Source organism: Algoriphagus sp. TR-M9 (assembly GCF_027594545.1).
Taxonomy (GTDB): domain Bacteria; phylum Bacteroidota; class Bacteroidia; order Cytophagales; family Cyclobacteriaceae; genus Algoriphagus; species Algoriphagus halophytocola.
The window spans coordinates 3,816,912-3,839,462 of the sequence record NZ_CP115160.1 but is presented as its reverse complement, the minus strand read 5'-3'; the positions used below and the strand labels follow the sequence as shown (position 1 = coordinate 3,839,462).

The 22,551-nt window shown below is 45.9% G+C and carries 19 protein-coding genes; 9 read left to right on the top strand and 10 right to left on the bottom strand.

What is annotated here, in order from left to right:
• The first annotated feature begins 15 nt into the window (after positions 1-15).
• Positions 16-786, top strand: a complete 771-nt coding sequence (locus tag PBT90_RS16230; RefSeq protein WP_264807567.1) for an NRDE family protein — start codon at positions 16-18, stop codon at positions 784-786.
• Positions 786-1,763 (top strand): YpdA family putative bacillithiol disulfide reductase, encoded by a 978-nt coding sequence (locus PBT90_RS16225; protein ID WP_264807566.1) that lies wholly within the window; start codon positions 786-788, stop codon positions 1,761-1,763. The genes PBT90_RS16230 and PBT90_RS16225 overlap by 1 nt, the downstream gene beginning before the upstream one ends.
• 11 nt (positions 1,764-1,774) lie before the next feature.
• Here the strand turns inward: PBT90_RS16225 and PBT90_RS16220 are convergent, their stop codons facing one another.
• Positions 1,775-4,741 carry a DNA polymerase III subunit alpha gene (locus tag PBT90_RS16220; protein ID WP_264807564.1) on the bottom strand — a complete coding sequence of 989 codons (2,967 nt, stop codon included), beginning with the start codon at positions 4,739-4,741 and terminating at the stop codon, positions 1,775-1,777.
• Between the two features lies 1 nt (position 4,742).
• Positions 4,743-5,891 carry a DNA polymerase IV gene (dinB, locus tag PBT90_RS16215; protein ID WP_264807562.1) on the bottom strand — a complete coding sequence of 383 codons (1,149 nt, stop codon included), beginning with the start codon at positions 5,889-5,891 and terminating at the stop codon, positions 4,743-4,745.
• A 69-nt stretch (positions 5,892-5,960) separates the two neighbouring features.
• Between dinB and PBT90_RS16210 the strand changes: the two genes are divergently transcribed.
• Positions 5,961-6,761, top strand: a complete 801-nt coding sequence (locus PBT90_RS16210) for an XRE family transcriptional regulator (protein WP_264807561.1) — start codon at positions 5,961-5,963, stop codon at positions 6,759-6,761.
• A gap of 35 nt (positions 6,762-6,796) precedes the next feature.
• On the opposite strand, the gene PBT90_RS16205 is transcribed toward PBT90_RS16210, so the two are convergent.
• The 4 genes from PBT90_RS16205 to PBT90_RS16190 all read right to left on the bottom strand — a co-directional run bounded on the left by PBT90_RS16205 (position 6,797) and on the right by PBT90_RS16190 (position 11,354).
• Positions 6,797-7,360, bottom strand: coding sequence for a PIN domain-containing protein (locus PBT90_RS16205; protein WP_264807560.1), 564 nt, complete (start codon positions 7,358-7,360; stop codon positions 6,797-6,799).
• Positions 7,350-7,796: a helix-turn-helix domain-containing protein gene (locus tag PBT90_RS16200; protein ID WP_264807559.1), complete on the bottom strand. Its 447-nt coding sequence runs from the start codon at positions 7,794-7,796 to the stop codon at positions 7,350-7,352. The genes PBT90_RS16205 and PBT90_RS16200 overlap by 11 nt, the downstream gene beginning before the upstream one ends.
• Before the next feature lie 131 nt (positions 7,797-7,927).
• Entirely contained in the window at positions 7,928-9,655 is a 1,728-nt protein-coding gene (locus PBT90_RS16195; protein WP_264807558.1) for a M14 family metallopeptidase, read from the bottom strand.
• A 103-nt stretch (positions 9,656-9,758) separates the two neighbouring features.
• Positions 9,759-11,354 (bottom strand): M14 family metallopeptidase, encoded by a 1,596-nt coding sequence (locus PBT90_RS16190; RefSeq protein ID WP_264807557.1) that lies wholly within the window; start codon positions 11,352-11,354, stop codon positions 9,759-9,761.
• Positions 11,355-11,565: 211 nt separating this feature from the next.
• Between PBT90_RS16190 and PBT90_RS16185 the strand changes: the two genes are divergently transcribed.
• From PBT90_RS16185 to hemH, 3 genes are all read left to right on the top strand, one after another.
• Complete coding sequence (locus PBT90_RS16185; RefSeq protein WP_264807556.1) at positions 11,566-12,396, top strand: universal stress protein; 831 nt, start codon at positions 11,566-11,568, stop codon at positions 12,394-12,396.
• 6 nt (positions 12,397-12,402) lie between these two features.
• Positions 12,403-13,638, top strand: a complete 1,236-nt coding sequence (locus tag PBT90_RS16180; RefSeq protein ID WP_264807555.1) for a cation:proton antiporter — start codon at positions 12,403-12,405, stop codon at positions 13,636-13,638.
• Between the two features lie 98 nt (positions 13,639-13,736).
• Positions 13,737-14,762, top strand: coding sequence for a ferrochelatase (gene hemH, locus PBT90_RS16175; protein WP_264807554.1), 1,026 nt, complete (start codon positions 13,737-13,739; stop codon positions 14,760-14,762).
• A gap of 122 nt (positions 14,763-14,884) precedes the next feature.
• Here the strand turns inward: hemH and PBT90_RS16170 are convergent, their stop codons facing one another.
• Both PBT90_RS16170 and PBT90_RS16165 read right to left on the bottom strand, forming a co-directional pair.
• Positions 14,885-15,871, bottom strand: a complete 987-nt coding sequence (locus tag PBT90_RS16170; protein WP_264807553.1) for a D-alanine--D-alanine ligase — start codon at positions 15,869-15,871, stop codon at positions 14,885-14,887.
• Between the two features lie 150 nt (positions 15,872-16,021).
• Positions 16,022-16,261 (bottom strand): hypothetical protein, encoded by a 240-nt coding sequence (locus PBT90_RS16165; protein WP_264811472.1) that lies wholly within the window; start codon positions 16,259-16,261, stop codon positions 16,022-16,024.
• A 105-nt stretch (positions 16,262-16,366) separates the two neighbouring features.
• Here PBT90_RS16165 and PBT90_RS16160 point away from each other — a divergent pair, with 105 nt between their 5' ends.
• Both PBT90_RS16160 and PBT90_RS16155 read left to right on the top strand, forming a co-directional pair.
• Complete coding sequence (locus PBT90_RS16160; RefSeq protein ID WP_264807552.1) at positions 16,367-16,846, top strand: C40 family peptidase; 480 nt, start codon at positions 16,367-16,369, stop codon at positions 16,844-16,846.
• Between the two features lie 190 nt (positions 16,847-17,036).
• On the top strand, positions 17,037-18,608 hold the full coding sequence (locus tag PBT90_RS16155) for a sulfatase family protein (RefSeq protein ID WP_264807551.1): 1,572 nt from the start codon (positions 17,037-17,039) through the stop codon (positions 18,606-18,608).
• A gap of 969 nt (positions 18,609-19,577) precedes the next feature.
• On the opposite strand, the gene PBT90_RS16150 is transcribed toward PBT90_RS16155, so the two are convergent.
• Positions 19,578-20,216, bottom strand: a complete 639-nt coding sequence (locus tag PBT90_RS16150; RefSeq protein WP_264807549.1) for a GDSL-type esterase/lipase family protein — start codon at positions 20,214-20,216, stop codon at positions 19,578-19,580.
• Between the two features lie 105 nt (positions 20,217-20,321).
• On the opposite strand from PBT90_RS16150, the gene PBT90_RS16145 reads away from it, so the two are divergent.
• Entirely contained in the window at positions 20,322-21,161 is an 840-nt protein-coding gene (locus PBT90_RS16145; RefSeq protein ID WP_270130020.1) for a hypothetical protein, read from the top strand.
• Here PBT90_RS16145 and PBT90_RS16140 read toward each other — a convergent pair.
• Positions 21,158-22,516 (bottom strand): acyl-CoA dehydrogenase family protein, encoded by a 1,359-nt coding sequence (locus PBT90_RS16140; RefSeq protein WP_264807547.1) that lies wholly within the window; start codon positions 22,514-22,516, stop codon positions 21,158-21,160. The genes PBT90_RS16145 and PBT90_RS16140 overlap by 4 nt on opposite strands.
• Between the last annotated feature and the right edge of the window lie 35 nt (positions 22,517-22,551).

Sequence of the window (22,551 nt, the reverse complement as noted above, 5' to 3'; positions counted from 1 at the left end):
CTTTATTTTTATGCCATGTGTCTTGTAGCTTTTTCCTGGAAAACCCACCCAGATTACCCTTTAGTCATCAGTGCAAATCGAGATGAGTTTTTCTCACGGCAGTCTCAGCCGCTTCATTTGTGGGAGAGCGGATTTTATGGGGGAAAGGATTTGCTGAGCGGTGGCACATGGATGGGCTATCACCCCAATGGACGCTGGTCTTTACTGACCAATTACAGGGATTTCAACAAACCGATAAACGCGAAAATCAGCAGAGGTAAACTGGTGCAGTCTTGGCTGGAAGGCCATATTTCCCCAGCAGAATATCTTAGCTCCATTCAAGAAAACCAAGAGCAGTACGATGGTTTTAATTTGCTGGTTAGTGATGGGGAGAGGCTTTTCTACCTCAGTAATTATGCCCCAGACATACTTGAGGTTCCCCCTGGAATTTACGGCTTGAGCAATGGTTTGCTCAATGAGCCTTGGCCGAAATCAGAACTGGCAAAATCCCAACTTGAGGAAGTCATGAAAGCGGAGCCCGGAACTTCTGATTTGCTCCATATCTTGAAATCTACCCAAACCTACCCTGAAGAGGAACTTCCCGATACTGGCGTGCCTATAGAAATGGAGAAAGCCCTTTCGGCACAATTAATCCGGATGGGTGGGAATTATGGAACGGTTTCGGCCTCTGCCGTGGTTCAACATACATCCGGACTCGTTCAGATGAAGCAACGCAGCTTTCAGTGGAAGGCCGAGCTTTATGCTGATGTAGAGGTCCAGTTTCAACTCGACAAACCTAAGACCTAATGGCAGAAAAAATATTTGATATGCTGATCATCGGCGGTGGACCCATTGGTTTGGCCTGCGGTGTGGAGGCAAAAAAAGCAGGCCTAGACTACCTGATCGTAGAAAAGGGCGCACTGACTAATTCCATTTACAATTATCCTATCAATATGACTTTTTTCTCCACCTCTGACCGGCTGGAGATGGCAGATATCCCTTTTATGTCCATTGGCAATAAGCCGACAAGGACAGAGGCCTTGGAATATTACCGAAGGGTATTTTCACATTTTCAGCTAAATGTGAAGCTCTATGAAGCAGTAGAAAAACTGGATAAGAGAGGTGAACTCTTTCAGGTCAAAACTTCAAAAGATGAATACCTTACCAAAAATATAGTTTTGGCTACAGGCTTTTATGATTTGCCAAACCTGATGAATATACCTGGAGAAAATCTGCCCAAAGTACATCACTATTACAAAGAGCCTTGGCCTTTTATCAATCAGAAGATAGTAGTAGTGGGTGGGGCAAACTCTGCAGTGGATGCGGCGCTGGAATGCTGGAGAAAGGGTGCAGAAGTCAGTATGGTGCTGCTGGATGAAGGAGTGGATCAGGCGGTAAAATACTGGGTACGCCCGGATATAGTTAACCGAATCAAGGAAGGATCTATCAGGGCTTTTACCAAGTCAAAGCTAAAGGAGATCAGAGAGCAGGAAGTGGTCATAGCCACGCCGGAAGGAGATGTAACTATAGAGAACGATTTTGTGCTCGCGATGACAGGTTACAAGCCTAATTTCACCCTGCTCAACCAACTTGGAGTAGAGCTGAGCCCAGATGAGAAATGCCAGCCGGTGTACAATGAGATTACCCAGGAATCCAATGTGCAAGGAGTATATCTTGCAGGAGTGGTCTGTGGAGGGATGAATACCCGTGAATTTTTCATTGAAAACAGCATCGTACATGCAGAATCCATTGTGAGGGATATAGTAAATAAAAGCCATAAATGAATAAGGGTGGTCTAAGGAACTTTGGCGGGGACGGTTTTCCGGTTTAGCTCTTCCTTCTTTCCCTTCAGCCCCACTTTCCACATGGCCTGTACGTCCACGGCAAAGGTGCCAAAGTCTTCGACTACCTTGCCACGCATTTTATAAAACCCTTTTCCCTGAAAAGGAAAACGCTTGAGGGAAGGAGGGAAGTGCACCGTGTCCAGCCAGTCGCCTTTGGGATCCAGAAAAGTCCCGAAAGCCATGTGTTCCCGATGGATGGTTCGCACATCTTTGGTGACTACGAGCTGTCCGAGGACTTCTACATTTTTTCCCAGCAACTCAGGGAGCTGGGCTGCCAGCACGGTTCCCTTGCCGTCATGTGCACAAAGCCGAAACATATCAGTAAGCGCAAAACCTAGCACATTGATCTCGTCCAGTGCATCTTCCAGCGGATAATCCGGGAAATCGGGAAGGGTGAAATCCATGGGAGGTTCCTTGAAAAGCGCCGGAGAATCAGGAATGGCTGTCATATGCTTTTGGGCAAAATTGGCTTTCCAAAGGAGTTTCTTTTTGCCCAAACCTGTAAATCCAAAAGCTCCCACGCTGATCAGAATATTCAGTTGCTCAGGCCCGGCATGCGTGCGTTCGATAAAATCTTCCAAACTCAGGTAATCTCCATTGACCAGCCTTTCCTGCAGGATCAGATCACAAAGCTTTTTCTCTAGCTGCTGTACATGGATCAGGCCGACAAACACCTCTTCTCCTCGGATATTGGTGAGGTACTCACTGCGATTGACGCAAGGGGGATTAACTTTTGCTCCGGTGCGCTTGAGTTCGTGAAAATAAAACTCGGTGGCGTAGAATCCCCCGAAATTATTGATCACCGCCACCATGAATTCCATGGGGAAATAGGTCTTCAGGTACAGACTCTGATAGCTTTCCACGGCGAAAGAAGCCGAGTGTGCCTTTGAAAAGGAATAGCCGCCGAAAGATTCCATTTGCCGCCAAATTTCCGCCGAGGCAGTATCATCGTGGCCAAGTTCTTTACAGTTTGCAAAGTATTTTTCCCGGATCTCATTGAAGCGATTGTGTGATCTGTACTTGCCGGACATGGCTCGGCGCAGAATATCCGCCTCGCCCATATCCAAGCCCGCAAAGTGATGGGCGACTTTGATCACATCTTCCTGATACACCATCACCCCGAAGGTCTCTTCCAGCAATTCCTTCATTTTGGGGTGGAGGTAGATGATTTTGTTGGGGTCATGAAAGCGCTCGATGTACTGCTTCATCATGCCGGACTGAGACACCCCCGGTCGTATGATGGAGCTCGCGGCTACCAGCGTGAGGTAATCGTCACATTTCAGTTTGGTGAGGAGCTGACGCATGGCCGGACTTTCGATGTAAAAGCAACCGATGGTATCTGCTTTTCGGATTTGCTCGGCGACTTTCGGGTCGCTCATAAACTGCTCGACCCGATGAATATCGATGTCGATTCCCCGGTTTTGCTTCACGAGTCGGATCGCCTCCTTGATATGTCCCAATCCGCGCTGACTGAGAATGTCGAGTTTGAATAAGCCGATTTTCTCTGCCAAAAACATATCGATCTGCGCTGTGCAAAAGCCCTTTGGAGGAAGTTCATTCACGGTGTATTGATAGATGGGCTTCTCGGAAATCAGCATTCCACCCGGGTGAATGGAAAGATGATTGGGGAAATTCTCCAGCAGTTGGCCGTATTTCAGAATGGTACGCTGGATTTTGTCCTCATTCATCGGCTGATCCTTACCTCGGACGAGCTGGTCGATTTCTTCTTTTGGCAGGCCAAAAACCTTCCCGAGTTCACGGATTACGGCTCTTCGCTGAAAGGTGCTGTACATTCCCAACAGAGAAACATGATCCTTGCCGTAACGCTTGAAAATGTAATCGATGACTTCATCCCGATCTTTCCAGGAGAAATCGATGTCAAAATCCGGAGGGGAAGTTCGGTGTGGATTGAGAAATCGCTCGAAATACAAGTCGAGTTTGATGGGATCCACGTCGGTGATCTTGAGACAGTAAGCCACAATGGAATTGGCACCACTGCCTCGGCCCACGTAGTAAAAACCACGGTTTTGAGCGTAGCGAATCACGTCCCAGACGATCAGGAAATAGGCGTTGAAATTCAGGTCATTGATGATTTTCAGCTCTTTGATCACCCGTGCTTTGGCGACGGGATTAGTACCATAGCGGTACTGGAAGCCTTCCATAGCCAGCTTTTCCAGCAAAATCCTGTCGTCTTCCCCACTGGCGCTGTAGTGCTTTTTATTTTTGTCGGTATGGAGTTCCGTCTTTATTTCACAGGAATCGATGAGCTGCAGCGTGTTGCTGATCATGCCGGGGAAATTCCGAAAAGTACTCATTAGTACTGCTTCTGAGACGAACATTTCTTCCGGTGAGGCAAAGTCCTTTTCTCCCAACTTACTGATCAGGGTATTCTTGCCGATGGCGCGCAGCAGACGGTGAATGTTGAAAGCCGTTTTGTCCTGAAAAGTCACCGGATGCCGAATGATGTATTTCTTGGGAAAGGCTTCCACTTCCTGCTTTTTGATGCGGTTTAGTTCGCTCGCCAAGACACCGATAAATTCATGTTTTTTTAGGTTTTGCGCAGCAAAACTCCCCAAAGGATAAATAATCAACACCTCCGAAAAGCAATCCGGACGCTCAGGGAAAGCCTGCTCAGCTTGCAAATGCTGAGAGAGAAAGCGATTGGTTTCGAGTAAGCCAGTATCGTTTTTTGCCAAAAGCAAATAGCAAAACTTGTCCTCATTTCGGATCTCAGTTCCGACGATAGGTTTGATGCTTTTTGTCCTACAAAAATCCACGAAATCCCAGAGATCCGCCGTGCTGTTGATATTGGTAAGGCCAAGGGAAGATAGGCCGTGCTCGGCGGCAGTATCCACGAGCTTCTCGGTGCTGAAGGTGCCGTAGCGGTAGCTAAACCAGGTTTTACAATTGATGAACATCTTAGGCGCGGGTTAGGGTGATGGCTCGGGTCAGGCTTTTTTCGCCGTAGCGGTTTTTGATCCAGTCGATGGCTTGGTACAGGTTTACGCCCTCTTCGGTGTCCTGGAAAAGGTCGATTTGCTGGCAACCTTGCACAAGGTGACTGACCTTCACGCCGACCAGACGCACGAGCATTCTCCGGTCATAGAGCTTCGCAAAGAGTTCCTTGGCCCGCTGCAAGAGCACCTCATCCGAACTGGTATAAGAGATCATACACTGCCTGCTGACGGTGTCAAAATTGGAATAGCGGAGCTTCACCGTGATGCAGCCACAAAGCTTCTGCTTTTGGCGCAGTTCAAAACCGACCTTCTCCGTCATCCGAACGAGTTGGCTGTTCAGAAAAGCCATGTCGATGGTGTCCGTTTCGAAGGTGTTTTCTGTGCCGATACTTTTCTGCTCGGTGTAAGGGATGACTGGCGACTCGTCAATTCCGTTGGCTTTGCGTGAAAGATCGATTCCCCATTTTCCCAGGAGATTTTGCATCATTCGGGGTGGGATTTCGCTGAGTAATCGGATGTTTTCTACGCCCATCCGCTCCAATAATGTGGAGGTTTTTTCGCCTATTCCAGGCATTCTCCGGATGGGAAGTGGTGCGAGGTAAGGTTTTTCTGTGCCAAAAGGAATCGTGGTCTGCCCATTGGGTTTGGCATCATGGGTGGCGACTTTGGATACCAGCTTGTTCACTGCCAAAGCGCAGGAAATGGGTAAACCTGATTCCTTGACGATTTTTTCACGTAGTTCTTTGGTGAATTTTTCGCAGCCAAAAAAGCGATCCATTCCTGTCATGTCGATGTAAAACTCATCGATGGAAGCTTTCTCCATCAGCGGAACCTGCTCCTGGATCACTTCGGTGACCAAGCGCGAACTTTTGCTATAACTGTCAAAATCCCCTTTGACGTAAAAGGCCGAAGGGCAAAGTCGCCGCGCCAGCTTCATAGGCATGGCGGAATGCACGCCAAATTTCCGGGCCTCGTAACTGCAGGAAGCTACGACTCCACGGTCGGAACTGCCGCCGATGATGACCGGTTTCCCTTTTAGCGCTTCGTTTTTCAACCGCTCCACAGACACAAAAAACGTGTCCAGATCCAAATGCACGATATGCCTTTCCATTTCTCAGATTACTTGCTATATTTGATAGTATTAGTATCAATTTATTGTCATTAATTGTATCAAAATAATATGGGAAGTCAAAGTTTTTTTTGGAGCAGTAATCTGAAATTTCTCAGAAAGCGACGCAAATTGAGTCAGGACATGCTGGCCGATAATCTTGGCATGACTCGCGCCAAACTGAATGCGCATGAAAACGGGCATAGCAAGTCTCCGGCTATCGAGGATTTGCTGCTGTGTGCGGATTATTTCCGGATGAGTGTGGATACGCTGCTACGGGTGGATCTATCCAAACTGAGTGAGCTGAAAATCCGTGATCTGGAAGCTGGAAATGATGTGTTTCTGAGCGGTTCGAAAGTTCGGATTCTCGCCACCACCGTCAGCTCAAGCAATGAGGACAACATAGAACTTGTGCCGATCAAGGCGAAAGCGGGTTACTTGGGAGGTTTTGGAGATCCGGAGTATTTGAGTACCCTGCCTGTCTTCAATCTGCCAAATCTGTCCAAGGACAAAAAATACCGCATGTTCCAAACTGAGGGCGATAGCATGTTGCCGATTGCGGATGGAGCTTATGTGATCGGCTCGTACTTGTCTGAGTGGAGATTGGCCAAAGAAACTCCTTGCGTGGTGGTGACGGCAAGCGAGGGTATCAGTTTTAAGATGCTGAGTTTTCAGGCTGAGGAGAGAAGCTTTTTGCTACGCTCGCTAAATCCAATTTACACACCTTACAAAGTTCCGGCTGAAGAAATCCGGGAGATCTGGAAGTTTGAATATTATATGAGTGATGAGTTTCCGCAGGAGCCGTTGACGCTGCAGCAGGTGGGGATTGGGATTTCGGAGATTAACCGGAAGCTGGATGCGATGGGTAAATAGCCGAGAAGGTGATTTGTGATGAGTATTTCGACTAGTTATAAAAGTGAGTGCAAGTAGTTAGCAGAGTCATGTAATCCGCAATTGCGTAATCTGTCGAGGACTTCAAATTCGTTTAAATCGGGGTTTTGTCTATTCATGACTAGTGTTCTGAAGGCTTTTAGAGCGAGGTCTTGATTTAAGTCAATAGTGTCAGTTATAAAGTCATCGGCATTTTTCACACTTAAGCCAAATGTTGCTAAATACTCAGGTGGGAAATCTTTTAGGTTATTGGTTACTATAATGTTTGCATTGGCTTTGATAGCAGCAGCAAGAACATGCTTGTCTTTTTCATCGGGAAGATTTATAGAGCTGATGATTGGTTCATAGTTTTCTACCAAGGCATCGGGAAATGCCTGGTGAGCTTTGGACACTCTTTTAAAGGCTTCTGTGCGCTTGACTCCTTTTCGAATCATCACCTCCAACCATTCATCGAAAATATGTTTACTCCATTTTGGGGTGAATAGATCATAAAAAGCAAACCAAAAAAGCAGATCACGAATGTCTATGGGGTAAATGACATTGGTATCTAAGACGCATATGAATCTGACGCTATGAATCATATAGTCCAGATTCTTCGTCAGACTGAATGATCTCGATCAGTAATCTTCGCTGCTCAGCTTTTAATTTCTTTTTATACTCAATCACATCTTCGTATTTGATTCTTCGGTGTTTGCCGATTTTGATGAAATTTATTTCTCCTTGCTCTAATAGTTTTACTAAATGTGGGCGAGAGCAGCCTAAGAGTTCAGCGGCAGCTTGGGTGGTTATTTCGGTGGCCGTTGGGACTATGGAGACAGGTTTTCCCTGACTGGTTTCCTTTAAAATCTCGGCAAGAAGTTTTAAAGCATTCAGCGGGATTTTTATTCTCTCTTGGGTTTCTTCAATTTCAATTTCAGGGTAATCAGAGTGAATGTTTTTTAACATTGATGCGAGCGTGTCATATGACTTCATGGCTGCTTTCTGGTCTTCTTTGGTAGGTCTTATCAAATCTTCCATCGTAATTAAATTATTCTGTATAAAATTAAACGAAATAAACGATATAAGTTTTGTTTATTTCGTTTGTTTTTGGTTTAGACCTAAAAAAGCCCCGAGTTTCCTCAGGGCTTTTGGTATTAATTGGATGGGGTTTATTTCTGCCAACTGGCTTTTCCGCCTTTGGCAGAATCCACGCTAATGGTATAATTGGAACCTGAGGATACGATCCACTTCACTTTTACTCCGGTCATACCGGGGATATTGTCCAGGGCGATTTTTTCAGGGGTATGTTTTTGCTCCGCAAATTTCCCGAAGTCCTCGTCCTCCACCACAAAACCTGCCACGACTTTAGCTCCGGAAATAGAGACATAGTCTGGGCGCTCGATTTTATGCTTTAGATCCTGACTGGCGTGAGTGGGTATCAGGCGCTCATTGAAAATAGTCGCCGTGATGGCTTTTAGACCACCGCCAAGGTTTTCTTCTTTCACATCCATGACGGATAGTTTTGGTGTGTGATAAGCGTGATAGATCGTGAAGGCTGCGTTTCGGTGTGCATCCTGCTCCAGCAAAAATCCAGGGTGGGCTCTTCCGAAGTTCTTCTTGAAACCACCGATCTCTACGGTGCCAAACTGTGGGTGTTCAAACTCATGCCAGTCCACAAAAGCATCTCCCATAGTCAGGAATTCGTCCACTTCGAACAATTCGTCTTGTCCACCAGACTGCTTGTGAAAATAGAGATAAGGCACCATCAGTTCGTTGGAGAAAGTGAATATTCCCCTCACTCCATAAAACCAGTCCAGCTCCCCTCCAAATACAGAATACAGGTCCTTGTAAACGGTCAGGTACCGGTAACCCGGGATCATTTCCTGGCCTTTGAGTCCTAGGGCATCGTAGATTCGGATATCGTTTCGGTTGTAAGTACTCACATCCTCTTCAGCTCCAGGTCCTCGAAGTATCATTCCGCCAGAATTGTGGAAACTTTGAGCCCCGGCGATATTCGGGTGTTTCATCACAAACTCCATGACTGAGCGGTTTTCTGGAAGGGTAAAAGGATACTTCAGCGCACCTCGCTGTATGTAATCTGGCTGCCAGTTCCATCCCCAATCCCGGTTGGGGTCATAGTAGCCTACGCCATCATCATTTACTCTGCCGTCACCGTCACCATCTGTGCCTTCTTGGCCGAGCATTTCGTATTCACCTACTTTATCTGCACCTACCATGATTAGTTTGCGTGGGTCCTGAGGGTCTTTGATGTAGCGGCCTGTAGGTGATTTGCGGATCATCATGGTGATGCTGCCATCCCCGTCCAGGTCATCCATGCCATCTTCGCCTGCTTGGCCATCGCCGTCATTGTCTAGCATCATCATGCCTGATCTCGGGGAGTGTGCCGTATTGGGCTGAAGGAAATAGTCGTTTCTGGCGTCAGGATTGATGGTGGGAGTGATATAAAAGACCTTGTCCTTCAGTAATTCCTGGATGAACTCATTGTCTGCATGCATTTCGGTGAGATACCATGCGCTGTAAAGGGAGAATTCCCCGCCTTGGATTTCATTGGAGTGAATATTTCCATCGATCCACATGCCGGGCTTGTCGGTATCTTTTCCGGTGGAAAAATCCGTGATGGTCAGTGTCATGATGTCACGCCCTTCGTATGACTTACCGATGGATTCTATTTTGGCAATATCCGGATGGGCTTCGGCGATTTTTTTCATATTATCCACTAGGCCCTCGTAGGTGTAGTACCGGTTGAATGCGATTTCTACTTTCGGGTCGTGTGGGGTACCGACGGCGCGGAAAAACTTTTCCTGTGCCGCTGCTTTATAACTTCCTAGGCTGAATGCACTGACAGCCAAGGCGAGGATTAGTTTTATTGTCTTCATCTTTTTCATGTGTTTACCATTGATTCTTTTCTGCCACATGGAATCTCGCATATTTTAAGTCTCCAATTGGTACGTAGTTCTTTGTCAGGTTCGATTTCATGGGTTAAAGTTTTACAGTAGTGGAAGTGAAGCCGGTATGGGTTGCCCCGGCTTTGACTGTTATATTTCCTGAGCCATTGATGATCCAGCTAAAGCTGGCTTTTTCGTAGGCGCCCAGGGAATCCATGAGTTCTATTTTATTTCCAGAGATGATTTGATCTGCATCTGCTCCCATATCAATTCTGATTTTGCGCAGCCATCTGGACCTTTCGCCCATTTCAGAATGTGTAGGAAGTGCCGAATTGTTGAATAAATCCAAACTGACCCGGGTGAGTCCATTGCCGAGTGGCTCCGTTTTAAGGTTGTGGATTTCCAGCTTTGGCTGCATGGCGGCTAGTTTTAAAATAAAGTCTGTGTGCTGTGCAGCGATTTCCTCTACTTTCTCATACGGAGGATTACTCCTCACAAAGGGCTTGATGCCGCCCACTTCTACTTTTTTGCCGGGGAAATCTGGATGCTGGATTTCTGTCCAAGGGACAAAAACATCTGTCCTGCCCAGGGAATCTGCCCAGGCTAGGAAGTTGGCCTCAGCGTTGGTTTTGTCCTTGCTGAACTCCGGGGTCCAATAGCCGGGCGTGCTGAAACTCAGTCTGGCAAAATGAAAGTATGCCCACTGGAAAAAGTCTCCATCTGTGCCCTGATTGTCCTGCTGGAAAGCTTCCTGGGTCACGGTCTCTTTGTACAGATCAGACACCATGGCATTGATAGCCTGATCTTTCTCCAAAATAGAGGTGACTACTCTTTTGTTGGCATTGCCAGCGTTATACTTCAAAGGAGCCGAGAGGTTGTTTGCCGGAGAGAAAGTCACGAATGCGAAAATATTCCACTGCTCGAAAAGGTAGTCCAGAAGGGCTCTGGATTCTAGCTGGGTCACGGGCATGTCTCCCGCCAATGGTTCGAAAACCGGGAATTTATAAGTTAATGATTTGTTGAAAGCGATTCCTTCTTCTAGGTCTTCCGCAAATTTCCCGTCTTGGTCATCGTCTTTGGACTCAGGGTAGAGGCTGTACATTCCGGCCTCGCCTTTTGCCCGGTCAGCTTTTACCAATACGCGATCGTCTTCATCAGAAAGGATGTACTCGCCCATGGGGTCCGTCACTCGCATCATAGAGATGAATCCATCAGCGTTTAGGTCTGTGTAGCCATTTTCACTGATGTAGCCATCACGGTCATGATCTACTTGGGTCGCATTCCCTCTTCTCTCATATTTCAGCCCGGCACTATACTGCTCATAGGCATCGGGTGACATATTTGGAAAAATGTAAAAAGTGGTAGTTTCCAGTGCATCTGCATGCGATGCAAGTAGTTTTTCGGCGAATTGAACAGCCAGTTCTACACTTAGCAGATGATAACCTTCCACTCCGCCTACTACGGCGATCGCCGGTTTTTGGTCGAGCTCACCAGTACCTATTTTCAGAGCCCAGATGTCTTTTCCGCCGGCTGTTTTGGTCAGTGATGTAAGGGAAGCAGCGCTATTGCTAGCCACGCTTTGCAGCCGCTGATTGAGTTCGCTCAGAGTGGGGTAGTCCGACTGCGCATAAGCTGCACTGCTCACTCCCATTGCTCCGATCAGCATCCAGCTGAGTAATGTTTTTTTCATAAATCGTTGGGGTTATGTTCTGATTTTCTCGCTCATTGGAAGGAGCAAGACTTACTAATTTCATCAAAAAATATGGATATAATCGGCTATCCTATATTCCCATAGGGATTTTATCCCTTAAGTGGGCAGAGAGTGTGATAAATGGGCAGGCAAATTTGATGTTGGACAGCTGGTGAAAATTCGCTTATTTAAGGGACTTAGATTTTTGAAGATGTACCAAAAAATAGCCTTAGCCATCGCATTCTCTCCTAGGATGGAAGCGTTGATTTCCGAAACCAAAAGACTGGTTCAGCTTTTCGATTCGGAGCTTATCCTTATTCATATCGGCAAAAAAACCGATGAGCTGGAAGCCAAGCTGGATGAAATTATCCGGAAAACTGAATTGGATAGTTTTAAAACGAAATTGATCTGGAAAGAGGGGAAGCCGGTGAAAATGATCATGCAGGCCTGCAAAGAGGAAAACGTAGACCTGCTCATTGCTGGGGCTTTGAAGCGGGAAGGACTCCTGACCTATTATATGGGTTCTGTGGGGCGCAAAATCATCCGTAAGGCACCTTGTTCTGTCCTGACTTTGATTGAACCTAAACTGGATTCTACCGTCTTTGAAAAGATCGTAATCAATGGCACACAGCTGGAGATTACTCCGCATGTGATAGCCATGGGGATAGATTTTTCCAAAATAATAAATGCAGAGCAAGTCCATATTCTGAATGAAATCAAGATGTATGGCTTGCAGATGGGAACTGCCAGCGAGGACTCTGAAGAAGAGGCTTCGCAGACCCGTCGTGAACTGGTGCAACATGAAATGAAGTACGTGGAGGATATTTTAGAGAAAATAGAGTTGGGAAATGTACGCCCAAATATCAAAGTGACAGGAGGTAGATGGGCTGTGGAACTTGCCAGATTCTGTGAAAAAATAGATGCAGATTTGCTCGTGGTGGGAGATGATCATAAGCTGAATTTCTTTGACCGCATTTTTCCCCACGATCTAGAAGACTTGTTGAGCACCTTGCCTTGTAATTTATTAATCGTTAAAAATTAAGCCTCCATGGAAACTTTAAACCACAAGGAGGTCATTAATTTGCTCCTCCAGCTCGCATCTATTCTGATTTTGGCAAGAGTCTTTGCCGAAGTAGCCAGAAAATTCAAGCAACCTGCCGTGGTGGGTGAAATATTTGCCGGGATTATACTTGGTCCTACTATACTTGGGAATTTCTTTCCAGGCGCGCACGAATACCTCTTTGGTGCGCATGAGATGACCAATATAGCCTTTGATGGCTTTGTGCAGATCTCCGTCGTCCTGCTGCTGTTCATAGCCGGTCTGGAGGTGGAGCTGCATATTGTTTGGAGTCAGGGCAAAAAGGCCCTCTATATCGCTGTGGCCTCCATGGTGCTGCCGATTATTGCCGGATTTGTGGTGGCCTATGCCTTTCCGGAGTTTTTGGGCGTGAATATCAATGATCGTATAGTGGCCTCTACTTTCTTTGGGTTGGCGATTTCCATTACCGGGCTGGCCATTGTGGCGCGGATTTTAATGGATCTCAATCTCTTCAAAACCTCCTCAGGCTTGCTTATTATAGCTGCGGCTATGATCGTGGATGTGCTGGGTTGGCTCATTTTCTCGGTGATTCTTTCGCTTTCAGAATCCGGTACTGAGGGCTTGGGAGTATGGCCTACTATAGGTTTGACCTTGCTGTTTACGCTGGTGATGCTCACCATAGGAAAAGGGTTGATTAATAAAGTTTTACCCTGGATCAATAAGAAACTGGCCTGGCCGGGAGGCTTACTTAGCTTGTCTTTGGCTTTGTGTTTTTTGGCCGCTTCTTTTACCGAGTTCATTGGGATACATGCTATTTTCGGAGCCTTTATCATCGGTGTTGCCTTGGGAGATTCGGAGTATTTGACCGAAAAAGCCAAGGAGATCTTACATCAGTTTATCAATAATATTTTCGCTCCTATTTTCTTTGTGTCCATAGGGTTGAAAGTCAATTTTATCACTGGATTTGATCCTGGGATAGTAGGTGTAGTGATTATCGTTGGTTTATTGACGAAATATTATGGGGCATACTTTGGGGGCAGAATAGGCGGAGTCTCCCGTAAGGAATCTGTCGTAGCAGGTATTGGGATGAGTACCCGAGGGAGTATGGATATTGTGCTGGGACTCATTGCGTTAGAAAATGGACTGGTGACCGAGCCTTTGTTTATCGGCCTGGTGATCCTGGCTATTATCGCGAGTATGTCCGCCGGGCCGTTGATAGGCTGGGCCAGGAATCTCAAGATTTAAGCTGTTTTTCAATGGGACATCGAGAAGTTCGATTGGCGAAATCTAACAATCGGATGTAATTTTGGGTTCTTGTTCGGATATAACGCAATCAAAGTATAATGACCAATACCGGAAAAACTGGCGTTTTGCTAGTGAACCTGGGCACTCCAGATAGCACCGCTACAGGCGATGTGAGAAAATACCTTCGTGAATTCCTGATGGACGGACGTGTGATCGATATTCCCTATATCTCTCGCTGGTTGCTGATCAATTTAATTATAGCACCCTTTAGAGCTCCGAAATCAGCGCATGAGTACCGCAAACTCTGGACAGATCGGGGTTCCCCGCTTCTATTTCATACTGAAGATCTACGGGATAAATTGATCCAAAAGCTGGATTCTAAAAAGTACAAGGTAGCCATAGCCATGCGTTACCAAAGCCCGTCTATAGAATCCGGCCTGGAGGAATTGCGCAAAGCACATGTGAGTAAAATCATCGTATTGCCGCTATTCCCTCAATACGCCTCTGCATCCACTGGCTCTGTACAGGAGAAGGTGATGGAGATTGCCAGGGGCTGGCAGATTATCCCTGACTTTTCCTTTATCAGTAATTTCATAGAGCATCCGCTTTTCCTGGAAGCTTGGGCTGAGCGGGGGCAGGCTATGCTGAAGGATAAGGAGTACGACAAAATACTGTTTTCCTATCATGGCTTGCCAGAGCGCCAGATTCTGAAAGGTTCTGTGGACGGATATTGTCAGCTGGGAGCTTGCTGCAATAAATATGGTGCAAAAAACCACTATTGCTACCGGGCACAGTGTTTTCAGACTACCCGATCGATCTGTGAAAAACTTGGGATTCCTGAAGATAAAGCGGTGAACTGTTTCCAGTCCAGACTGGGGAAAGACCCATGGGTGAAGCCTTATACCGATGATGTAATAGATGAATTGGCCGGGAAAGGAGTCAAGAAAGTTTTGGCTTTCTCCCCTGCATTTGTGGCGGATTGCCTGGAAACTACCGTGGAGGTAGCAGGAGAATACCGGGATAAATTTCTCGAAGCGGGAGGGGAAGAATGGGACTTGGTGCCAAGCTTAAATTCTGAAGATACCTGGGTGGAATGTGTGAAGGAAATGGTGTTGGAGAGCTAAGAGCCAAGAATTAAGAAGCAAGAATCAAGAACCAAGAGTCAAGAATCAAGAACCATCTGACAAAATAAAAGAGCCAAGCGTATGAGATATGCTTGGCTCTTATTTTTGGTTTTGCTGTCAGTTTAGGTGAACATTTCTTCGATCAGCTGGGTGTAAAAGTCTCTGACCTCCATACCAACGGCGCGAACTTGCTGGGAAATCAAACTCGTTTCAGTTTGTCCGGGTACGGTATTGATTTCTATAAAGTAGAATTTCCCGGTTTCATTTTGCAGAAAATAATCGATGCGCACTGCTCCCTTGCAATTTAGCTTTTCGTAGATTTTCGGAATTATCCGGTTCACTCGTTCTATTTCCTCCTCATTCATTCTGCCAGGCGTGATTTCATTGGTGACTCCAGCGACGTATTTCGCTTCATAGTCGAAGAACTCTTTGCTGCTGACGATTTCGGTGGCTGGCAAAACAGTGGTTTCTCCATTTCCCTTGAAGCAGCCTATGGAAAACTCCCGCCCGGAGACAAACTCTTCCACCAAAACCTGGGTGTCTTCGACAAAAGCTTTTTCCAGTGCTTCGGGTAGTTCGTTCCAGCTTTTGACCTTTGACATTCCTATAGAGCTTCCGCCGTTGTTAGGCTTGATGAAAAGTGGGAGAGTCAGTTCAGTATTTACTTTATCCAGAGATTTAGGGGAATTTTCAAAAAGCTGAATTGATTTAGCAATGTAAAGCTCCTCTATATCATCCACAATGGCTTTGGTGTAGCCCTTGTTCATGGTGATGGCTGAGGTGAGTTGATCGCAAGTGGTGTAAGGAATGCCTATCATATCAAAATAACCGGCGAGTTTGCCATCCTCTCCGGGGGAGCCATGCAGAATGTTGAATATCCCGTCAAAGGTGATTTTTTCATCTCCGATCTGAATGCTAAAATCGTTTAGATCAACCGGGATTTTTTCTCCTGAGTCTGTCAGATAATGCCAATCCCCAGGGTAAATCAAGATTTTATAAACCTCGTAAAGTTCTCGGTCAATGGTTTGCTCCACTACAGCGGCACTCTTGAGGGAGATGACAGATTCACCGGTATAGCCACCAGTTACCAGGGCGATTTTTCTCTTCATAGTTGTAGGACTTAACAATGCGAATTACTTTATTTTTCGGGTATTTCCCGCAGATTTGCGCTGATAAATCCCGCAGATGATCGCAGATTGGGTTTTGTAGTTGAAATGAGGTTTTTACTCCAAAAGAATCCCCGTAGATCCGCGCGAGAATCACGCCAACTTAATTTGATCCAGATAGAACTTCATCCGGGTATGATTACGTGGCAAAAAATCAATCTTGTCGATTTTGTCCTGTTTGTGATTATAGAAAACTTCTACGTACTCATTGTCCAGCAGATATAAATTCACCTTATGCTTGTAATAGCGTATGCCCACTACGAAGGTGCCTTCAGTGTAGAGGGTTGCTATTTTTTTGTGGAAAGGAAGGTTGGCGAATTCTTCTTTGCTCATCATCTGCGTTTAGTCGCTATAAGTTAAGGAATCAAACACTTTTTTGCTGGGAAAAGGTTGATTTCTGTATGGCTTCGACTTATACTTGAAAGAACAAAAACCACTATGAGGCTAGAAAAATTCAGATTTCAAACGCTTTTATTGTTAATCCTTGCCAGCTTTAGTTTTTCCTGTGCATCCAAAAAGAAAGTAGCCAACGAGCCATTTAATCAAGTAATCTCCACTGCCCGAAGCTATACGGGCACACCTTATCGCTTTGGAGGTACCACCAGAGCTGGGATGGATTGCTCTGCTTTGGTATACCACTCCTTTTATGCTGTAGGGATTACCATGCCTAGAATGTCTGCAGATCAAAGTAAAGTGGGCAAGACTGTCCGAACCAATGACATCAAGCCTGGAGATGTGTTGTTTTTTGCCACGGGAAAGAGAAGGAAGCAGGTCACTCATTCTGGAATAGTGACAGAGACTTCAAGGGGGGATGTGCGCTTTATTCATGCTTCCAGTTCTTTGGGGGTTTCCGAAGATTACCTTAGCAACCGGTACTGGTCCAAGGCCTTTTTATTTGCCAGAAGGGTGTTGGATTGATGGCTTTCTATCCGCTGCCCTTCTTAGGGCGGGAGCAAGCAAAAAGCTGAGCATGCCAACGAAGAGTTGTTCAACTTTACTTTTTCGGCAGAATAGGCCGTTTAGTTCCGGTACGAATTGCTGAAATAAATTTAGATTTATTAGGCAAATGCCCTAAATTGCAGGTGAATTAGTAAGCATTCCCAGATTTATGAAAACCCTCCTTCAACTTTCCGTCTTTTGCCTGATCCTCCAGTTTTTCTCCTGCGCTTCCCCGGAGCAATCGGAGGAAAAAGCAGAATATCCCAATGTAATCGTGATTCTCGCTGATGACCTGGGCTATGGTGACATAGGGGCTTTCAACCCAGAAGGTAAAATTTTGACTCCAAATATTGATCAGTTAGCTGCTGAAGGGATGAAATTCACCGATGCACATACCCCATCGGCGGTTTGTACGCCTACCCGATACGGGTTTCTGACCGGTAGATACAACTGGCGGAGTACCTTGAAGTCCGGGGTTCTGACTGGGAAATCACCGGCGCTCATCGAGGACGAACGCACGACTATAGCCGATGTGATGAAATCCGCCGGTTACCATACTGCTTTTATAGGAAAGTGGCACCTGGGCTGGAACTGGGGGCTAGTAGATGGAGATACGCTACGGGGTGAAGGCTGGGATGCTAAAGACTTTGAGCAGATTGATTTCAGCAAACCTATTACCCATACGCCAAACGATCTGGGTTTTGATTATGCCTATGGCCATTCTGGTTCCCTGGATATGGCTCCTTATGTCTATGTGGAAAATGGAAAAGTAACAGCCATCCCAGATACGGTCACAGTAAATACCGGCAAATATTCCTGGTGGAGAGAAGGACCGACTTCCCCCGATTTTGACCATGAGGAAGTCACTCCAAACTTCTTTGATCGCTCCATCCAATACATAGAGGAGCAGTCCAAAACCGAAAACCCTTTCTTCTTGTACCTTGCTTTACCATCTCCCCATACCCCGATTTTGCCTCCGGCAGACTGGCAGGGTAAAAGTGGTCTGGCGCCCTATGCTGACTTTATGATGATGATAGACGATTATGTGGGGCAGGTAAATGCAGTGATTAAAAATGCAGGCATAGACGAAAATACGCTGATTATTTTCACCTCTGATAATGGAGGTTCACCGGCAGCGGGACTGGATGTGATGCAAGGGGCTGGACATTTCTCCAGCTACATCTATCGGGGTCATAAAGCGGATATTTACGAAGGAGGGCATCGTGTTCCCTTTATTGCGAAGTGGCCTGCCAAAATCCAGGCGGGATCGAGCAGGGAACAAACGATCTGTCTCACTGATATGATGGCCACAGGTGCTGAAATCACAGGATACGATTTGAAGGACGATGAAGGAGAGGATAGCTACAGTTTGCTGCCACTTTTTGATGCAGGTAAGCAGGTGGATCAATTCCGTGAGGCGACTGTTTCACATTCCATTAATGGCAGCTTCGCGATCCGTCAAGGAGATTGGAAACTCATCATGGCCAAAGGATCCGGGGGATGGAGCGCACCCAAACCGAATACTCCTGCTGAGGAGGGACTTCCGGATGTGCAGCTGTATAATTTGGCTTCCGACCCGGGAGAAACTAACAATCTACAAGCTGAGAATCCTGAGAAAGTAGCCTCGCTAAAAGCGCTTCTGACTAAGTACATTAAAGAAGGTAGAAGTACCCCAGGTGCTCCCCAGAAAAACGATCCGATCGAAGGAGAATGGAAGCAAATTGGGTTTGTGGAGGAGTGATAGATTAAGCTAGAAGTGGAAATACTCCCGCAACGGCGCAAAGCCGCAAAGAGGGTTGAAAGTTGGAATTTCAAACTCTTTAAGATAATTGAGCTTAGATGCGATCTATGCTTAGTGGGTTTTTCAATAAAGTTGACACTTCACTTACATCCGGAAATCACAAAGAGTATTTAAGAAATTCAGGAATGAGTTCGACCGCCTTCGGGGTCGTGGGTTGGTTTGGTATCCAATAAACCATGGGTTGCACCCATGGCTATTAATGGTTTGACCCCGTTAGGGGTCATGCTTTTAAATCGATTTTCAGCAAATCATTTGATCTTTCAATCTCCAGTCGTTTTTAGAGGAGAAGTCAACAAATATGACCTGTGACCACGAAGTGGTCCAACTTTTCAATAACCGCGGGTGCAACCCGTGGACATCAGAAATAATAATTGAAAATGGTAACCCCGAAGGGGTTGAACTTTGATAAGTATCTTGACTATCACTAAAGATTGTTAGGTTTGACCTATTCTGGGTCTTGGGGTTCATCTGGGGAATTCTTTTATCTACCCGAAATAAGGAGAGTCCATACATCTTTATTTTTTTTAACTGATCAATAGTCACCAAGTATTCCAATAATTGTTAGAATAGCTCCTACAAATATCAGTATCCAAATACCTAATATGAATTGTGTCAACGAGTAACTCCAAACTCGCTCTTGTTTTTCTTTGGCCGACTTATTTGATTCTATTGCCAGTCCGAGTATTCCCAATAGAAGGAAAACAAGTCCGATGATTAAAATGTCTACATTCATTTTTTAATTTCTATTATCCAGCCACCAATTTATTTATTATTAAATATTTTTAGTGGGTGGCTCATCATCGGTTTTATTCACTTTATCTCCGGCTTCCTTGGACACTCGAAATCTAGTTTTTATGATACACGAGCTTGGGCGGTGACAGCGAATTTTCCAATTTTCTAATTCGAAATTTAAAGCCTAATTGCCCGCGCCACCACCTTCGCCATAATTCCCAATCCTTCGGTATTTGGATGAACTCCATCAGGCAGGAGATCTTCATGGCCCATAAATGGGGTATATAGATCGATCAGTTCAGAACCTGAGTCTATAGCGATATCCATGATCATCATGCGTTGCTCATTGTTCATGACCACAGGAGTGATCCCGAAGTTTTCACGGGTTACAGGTACCGGCATGATTACATAGACTTTGCCATCGGCAGGCATGGTTTTCTTAAACTCGGCGATCATATCCAGGTAATCCTGTCTGAATTCCGATGCGTATTGCCAGTTCTGAGGCTTGGAATCATTCGTTCCCAGCATGATGATCAGAATGTCTGCTTTGAAATCCTTCACCTGCTGAAACTGTGGCTCATTCCAATAAGGATAATCTCCTTTTTTGAGTAGGGTTCTTCCACTTACTCCGAAGTTCCCCACTTCATAGGCGTCACCAAGAATGGCTTGCATCTGTAACGGCCAGCTGTCTGGATTGTCTCTTCCTGGACCTTGGGTGATACTATTTCCCACACAGGCGATTTTGATCGGGGATTGTGCCAAAGAAAGACTGGTAAAAGCGAAAAAGGCGGCTAAAAGTAAATTGAGTTTTTTCATGTGTTTAGGTTTATGGGGTTGAGAATTGATCCGTAAAATAAATAATATCCACGAGCATCCGAGCACCAACTATGGACTTTTGCCCATTCGCCTTATCTTTAATCCGTGCAGTTTCTTTTTAAAATCTATCAGCGGCTTACCTGGCTTTCTTTGGATGTGGTTCTTGGCTCAATGGCTGGAATGCTTTTTTTTGAGCGAGCACTAAGAGTAGAATTGGACTGGCAGGAATATGCGCTGCTGGCTATGGCTGTTTGGTGTATTTATACCGCGGATCATTTGATGGATGCGCGAAAACTGGCAGCTGAGCATGCAGAAGATAGACATCATTTCCATCTGATTTACCAAAAGCCTTTACTGCTCATGTTAAGCATTGTTGGATGTATTGGTCTGTATGGGGCGATAAAATTCTTTGGGTTTTCTCAGGAATTGTTTTTTGGTGCAGGGCTTGGGGTTGTGATTCTCGGGATCATGCTTGCCGTGAGGAAATTGGCAGCTAAGCAAGCCCGTCTGAAGGAACTCAGTTCCGCTATATTCTATGTAATCGGGATTTCCTGGCTTCCTTGGTATGAAGCTCCAGCCATAGATTATACCTGGACGGCTTTTGGCCTGACGCTTTTATACATGGGCTTAGCTTACCTAAATCTGATTATGCTTTCCAGTTTGGATAAGGAAAGCGATTCGGAATCTGGCTTTTCTTCCATCGCCACCATTATCCCTCAGGAGAAACTAAACCCGAGAATTCACCAGCTCGCAATTGGATTAATCCTAGTCGCTTTAATTGGCTTGCTACTGGTGAATTCTCTTTATAGGATCTTCCCGGGTTTAGTATTGTTGATGTTGTTTGTCCACTATTTGAGCTTTTTCAAATCTGACTCTAGCCCTGAACAGATCCGGATGCGAATGGAAATCGCCTTCTTGATTCCTGCTATTTTACTGTTACTTTAGACGAATGCACTATGCCCGGTAATGGCCCGGCCTACAATCAGGGAATTGATTTCCTTGGTGCCTTCATAGCTGTAAACTGCTTCAGCATCTGCTACAAATCTCGCGATATCATGGCGGAGCAAAATGCCATTTCCTCCGAAAAGTTCACGGGAATGATCCACAATGGAGCGCATACGAAGGGTACAGAAAACTTTGGCTAGGGAAGCATGTTCGTCTTTCAGAATGTCATCGTCCTGCATTTCCGATAATCTGAATACCATCGTCTGCATGGCAGTCAGATCACCCAGCATAGTCACCAAAAGATCCTGAACGAGTTGGAAGGATGCGATAGGTCTGCCGAATTGCTTGCGTTCATTGGTGTAAGCCAAAGCCAACTCATAAGCCCCTCGGGCACAGCCCACGGCCTGCCATGCCACACCGGCTCTGGTCATGCGCAGTACTTTGGAAGTGTCCCGGAAGGAGTTCGCTTCCTGCAGTCTGTCTGATTCCGGTACCTCACAATTCGTAAGCGTGATCAGGGCATTCTGTACTATTCTCAGCGCCATTTTGTCTTCCAGCTTTTCTGCTTTGAATCCGGGATTTTCTTTTCGCACGATAAATCCTTTCACCTGCTGATCGTCCAGGTCTCTCGCCCAGATGACAGTCATATCGGAAAACGTAGCATTTCCAATCCATTTTTTCTGCCCATTCAGCACCCAGGCATCGCCTTCTCTTTTACAAGTAGTGGTCAAACCTCCTGCTACACCGGATCCGACTTCAGGCTCGGTCAAGCCAAATGCCCCGATTTTCTCCAGTTTTTGCATAGCAGGTAGCCATTCTTGCTTTTGGGCTTCAGAACCACAGAGGTAAACGGAGCCCATGGCTAAGCCGCTTTGCACTCCGAAGAATGTGGAGATAGAAGTATCGATTCTCGCCATTTCCATAGCTACAAAACCTTCCAGCAGCGCCGAGTGTCCGGGACAGCCATAGCCTTGGTAAGTCAATCCGGCAATGTCCAGTTCGGCCATTTTGGGGATGATCTGCATGGGGAATTCACCACGGTTCCAGTAGTCATTTGCGATAGGCTTGATTTCCCGCTCCATAAATTCTCGCACCTTGAGTTGGATTTCCCGCTCCTGTGGAGCAAGGGTTTTGCCCAGCTCATAAAAATCTCCATTGATCGGCGGAATGGTTTTGGGTTTGCTGCCGCCTTTGAGCATTCCCATCATTTTCGACAGGTCTTCGTCGCTCATTTGGGATACCAGCCCCACCATCTTGGAGAGATCTACTTTTTGGGAAAGTTTGGAGATTTGATCCAGATCGACGGTGGATAAAAGTTGGCGCAGACCGCCTATGGTTTTAAATAGATTCTTCATAAAAAGGGTATTTTGGGAATTAGTTCATTCCTTTA